A 687-nucleotide genomic window follows, 5' to 3' on the forward strand; every position below is an offset into this window, starting at 1 on the left:
GGTAGGTGATGCCGAAGATATGGTCACAACTCTCTCTGATGACCGGTACCGCACTTTGCTCAAACTTAAAATCGCCTGCAATAAGTTTAATGGCACCCTCCCTAAAGCCTTAAAAATTCTTAGCGACGCTGTATCGGCAGATGGCTGCACTGTATCCGCCTCCGAAACCTCTATGGCAGTTACGTTCACTATAACCGGCAACATTTCTACCGTAATGAAAGCAGTCATAGAGGGAGGCTATCTTCCCCTCAAACCTGCCGGCGTCTCTGTGACCTACCAATTTTCTCAATGAGATCAATAAATGGCAGATAATAAAATCCTTCCATGGGCCGCAGGGTCTGATCCTAATGTCATGTCTGATACAGACTACGCCGCAGCACTCGCGGCAGGAGGAACTTACGCAAACGGTGTTGAATCTGGGCAGGCTTCTTCCGCACAGGCGAATAAAACCTGGAAACAGTCCGCGGCAGTCTCTTCAGGTGTTGCTCAGTTTCTGACTGACAATCTCTCAGTAGATGTGACAGATGCTGATACAGCTGCAACTTTTTCAGACCGCATTGCAAATGCTATTCTAAAATTGTCACAGATTAGCCCTTTCAACTCATCCTTTGCTACCGCAACAGGGGGGTATAAGAAATATGCAATTGTCTCGGACAGTTCAGGGAATTTCTGGGTCAGCACAGCTGA

General features: G+C 47.5%; 2 protein-coding genes. Both read left to right on the forward strand.

What is annotated here, in order from left to right; all coding sequences use genetic code 11:
• A partial coding sequence (locus tag HK25_RS12355) for a DUF2612 domain-containing protein (protein WP_143296022.1) occupies positions 1–292 on the forward strand: 292 nt, incomplete at its 5' end.
• A gap of 9 nt (positions 293–301) precedes the next feature.
• Positions 302–687, forward strand: a 386-nt coding sequence (locus HK25_RS12360; protein WP_198945992.1) for a hypothetical protein, incomplete at its 3' end; no start/stop codon positions are given.

This window comes from Acetobacter sp. DsW_059 (assembly GCF_002153695.1).
GTDB classification, from domain to species: Bacteria; Pseudomonadota; Alphaproteobacteria; order Acetobacterales; family Acetobacteraceae; genus Acetobacter; species Acetobacter thailandicus.